At 76.7% G+C, this 3,492-nt stretch carries 2 protein-coding genes and 1 pseudogene; 2 read left to right on the top strand and 1 reads right to left on the bottom strand.

From position 1 onward, the window contains the following. Window positions 1–1,251: pseudogene (locus E1285_RS43910) on the bottom strand (hypothetical protein); the annotation flags it as partial. 105 nt (window positions 1,252–1,356) lie between these two features. Here E1285_RS43910 and E1285_RS43905 point away from each other — a divergent pair. Both E1285_RS43905 and E1285_RS43900 read left to right on the top strand, forming a co-directional pair. Further along, on the top strand, window positions 1,357–1,803 hold the full coding sequence (locus tag E1285_RS43905; RefSeq protein WP_207947275.1) for a hypothetical protein: 447 nt from the start codon (window positions 1,357–1,359) through the stop codon (window positions 1,801–1,803). Beyond that, window positions 1,800–3,116, top strand: coding sequence for a hypothetical protein (locus E1285_RS43900; RefSeq protein ID WP_132160832.1), 1,317 nt, complete (start codon window positions 1,800–1,802; stop codon window positions 3,114–3,116). The genes E1285_RS43905 and E1285_RS43900 overlap by 4 nt, the downstream gene beginning before the upstream one ends. Window positions 3,117–3,492: the final 376 nt, after the last annotated feature.

The following is a 3,492-nucleotide window of genomic DNA, read 5'->3' as shown; positions in this document are numbered from 1 at the left end:
CTCCAGCCCCTCCGCCAGCAGCGCCCCGCACAGGCCGCCCGCGACGCCGCCGGCCACGGCCATCAGCATCCCCTCGGCGGCGATGTCGGGCGTCCACGGCAGCCGGAACGCCACCTGGCTCCAGGCGTACTCGGCGCCGAACCCGGCCGTGCCGATCAGCGCGCCCGACACCGCGCCCAGCGCGAGCGGCCGCGGTGTCGGGCGCCGGGCCAGCAGCAGCGCCGCGGCCTCCACGCACAGCGCCTCGGCGAAGTACAGCGGCACCGACGCCCACAGCTCCCCGATCGGCCAGCCGACCAGCAGCGACACGCCGCCGCGCACCAGCATGTAGAACGCCACGGCCAGCACCGCGCCGCCGCGCCCGGCCCACAGCCGCGCCGCGACCAGCGCGCAGCCCGCCGCCAGCGCGATCAGCAGCGGCTGGTGGACGAGCCGGAACTGCGGCACGCCGAAGTCGTACTCGGCCTGGAACACCGACAGCCCGATCAGCAGCCCGCCCGCGTGCATGGACCGGCGGATGTAGCGGACCCACCCGGGCGGCTGCCGCGACGCCGGTCCGGTGAAGGCGCGGCGGCCCTCCCGTTCCAGGACCATCATCGCCACCAGCGACAGCCCGGCCCCGCCGATCAGCATCAGGTGCGTCGGCCCCCACAGCGTCACGTCCTGCCCGAAGATGCGGTGCCACACGTCGTCGAGGGGGAAGCCCAGCAGCGCGTAGAACCCGGCGCCCGCCAGCAGCACGCCCCCGGCGGGGGCGTACCAGTCCCGCGTGATCCGCACCGACGCCGCGCCGGGGCGTTCGCCCTTGGGCAGCACCATCGCCAGGACCCCGGCGGTGAAGACGCCGAACAGCCCGATGAGGATCGGGTAGTGGGCGACGTTGGCCAGCGGCCCCTCGTCCCGGCCGTGCGAGATGTGCAGGGAGATGTCCCAGTACATGCCCAGGAGCGCGATGAGCAGCGACACCATCGCGACCGGTGTCGGCAGCGCCGACCAGCCGGGGGTGCCGCGTCCCGGCCCGCGCTCGGCCAGCCGCGCCGCCCGCGCCAGGACCGTGGTCCGGCCGGTGCGGTGCCCCCATCCGAGCAGCAGCAGCGCGGCCGTCAGGGCGGCGGCGCCGCCGGAGGCGATGAGGATCTGGTCCAGCGCCGCGCCGCCCGCCGGCTTGGGCGGCGCCTCGGCGGCCAGCCGCAGCGCGGCCCCGGCCCCGCCGCCCGTCAGGTGATCCAGGCCCGTCAGGTGATCCAGCACCGGTGCGCTCCCTCGCCTCAGGAACCAGGAGGGGGCACGCGGCGGCCCCCGCACCGGAGTATGCCATCTTCGAATGTGTCATTGTCTAGTGTCACAATCTGTGGTGTGGGACACCGGAGCGAGAGGGGAGCGGACGTGCGGCGGATCCTGGTGACGGGTGCGGCGGTGCCCCTGGCGGCCGCGCTGACGCTGGTGACGGCGGCCGGATGCGGGGAGCCCGCACCCCAGGGCGGGCTCCCCGCCCCGGGCGGCTCCGGCCCGCCCGCCGCGTCCGCGGGCGCCGGACCGTCGGTGATCACCGTCACCGCGACCGTGACCGGCGGGGAGGTCCGCACCGCGCGCAGCCGCGTGAAGGTCCCGCGCGGCGCGACCGTCGAGATCACCGTCACCAGCGACCGCGCCGACGAGTTCCACCTGCACGGCTACGACCGGGAGATGGCGCTGGCCCCCGGGCGGCCCGCGACCATGCGGCTCACCGCCGGCACGCCCGGCGTCTTCGAGGCCGAGCTGCACCGCACCGGCGGCCGCGTGTTCGAACTCCAGGTCGGGTGAGCGTGGGCACCGGCGCGCACGTCCTCGCCCACGGGCTCGGCGGCCGCACCGACCTGCCGCTGGACGCCGTCGCCGCCATCGCCGGCGGCGGGATCGCCGTGGCCGCCTCGTTCGCCGTCCTGACCGCCGCGTGGAAACGGCCCCGCCTGCACCCCGACGCCGGGCGGCCCCTGCCCCCCGCGCTCGCCCGCGCCCTGGACGCGGCCGCCCTCACCCGGGCCGGGCGCGTCCTCGCCCTGGCCTGCGCCGCCCTCGTCGTCGCCGTCGCGTTCGCCGGGCCGCCCTCGGCCGAGGCCAACCTCGCCCCCTGGGCGCTGTACGTGACGTTCTGGGTCGGTCTGGTCCCCGCGAGCGTCCTGCTCGGGCCGGTCTGGCGGCGGGTCAACCCGCTGCGGACCCTGCACGCCGCCCTGTGCCGCGCGACCCGGACGTCCCCGGCGGGACGCCGCGCCCTGCCCGCCCGGCTCGGCTACCGCCCCGCCGCGGTGTGGCTCACCGGGTTCGTGTGGCTCGAACTCGCCGCCCCCGGCCGGTCCGACCCGCGCCTGGTCGGGACGCTCATCCTCGCCTACGCGGCCGCCAACCTCGCCCTGGCCTGGTGGTTCGGCCGCGACTGGTTCACCCGCGGCGACGGCTTCGAGGCCTACTCCAGCCTGCTGGCCCGGATGTCGCCCGTCGGGCGGCGCGGCGACGGCGAGCTGGTCTGGAGGACCCCGCTGACCGGCCTCATGACCGGCGCCGCCGAACCCGGCCTCACCGCCGCGGCGTGCGTGCTGATCGGCTCCACCGGATTCGACGGCATCACCCGCACCACCTACTGGCGCGACAACGTCGACCCCTCCAGCGTCCCCGCCGGGACGCTGGGGCTCGCCGCCTCGATCGCCGCCGTCGCCGCGCTGTACACCGCGGCGCTGCGGCTCAGCGCCCGCCTGACCTTCCAGGACCCCGCCGCGCTGCCGGGCCGGTTCGCCGCGACGCTCCTGCCGATCGCCCTCGGCTACACCGTCGCGCACTACTTCTCGTTCCTGGTCCTGGAAGGCCAGACGACCTTCATCCTCCTAAACGACCCGTTCGGGACGGGCCTGGACCTGTTCGGCGCCGCCGGCAACCGCGTCGACTACGACCTGGCCGGGCCGACGCTCACCGCGCAGGTCCAGGTCAACGCCATCGTCCTGGGCCACATCGCCGGAACCATCGCCGCCCACGACCTCGCCCTGCGCTCCCCGCGCCGCGCGCCGCGCGGCCAGCTCCCCATCGCGGCCGCCATGGTCGCCCTCACCTGCGCCGGGCTGTTCGCGCTGCTCAGCGGCTGACCGCCGGCGGCGCCGCGCCTCCCGCACCGCCACGGCCAGCGCGATCAGGATCGGGCCCCAGAACTTCACCGTCATCAGGACCGCGGCCAGCCACCCCGGCAGCGCCACGTCCGGCAGATCGGGCCAGGGGACGTCCGGCCAGGGGACCGGCGGCGGATCGACGTCCGGGAACGGCACGTCCGGCCACGGGACCGCCCTGACGAGCACGTTGATCAGTGCGGTGACGCCCAGCAGCGGGAACACGACCCTGCCGGCGGCCGCCGCCACGTGCCGCGAGGCGTACAGGTTCGGATGCGTCCGCGCCAGCTCCTCCCGCCTGGCCGCCCGCGACGCCTCCGGCGGCGGGAACGCGACCCTCCGCCGCCCGTCCCCGCCC

It is taken from the genome of Actinomadura sp. 7K507 (assembly GCF_004348425.1).
GTDB lineage: Bacteria > Actinomycetota > Actinomycetes > Streptosporangiales > Streptosporangiaceae > Spirillospora.
This window is presented reverse-complemented; position numbering and strand designations above follow the sequence as displayed.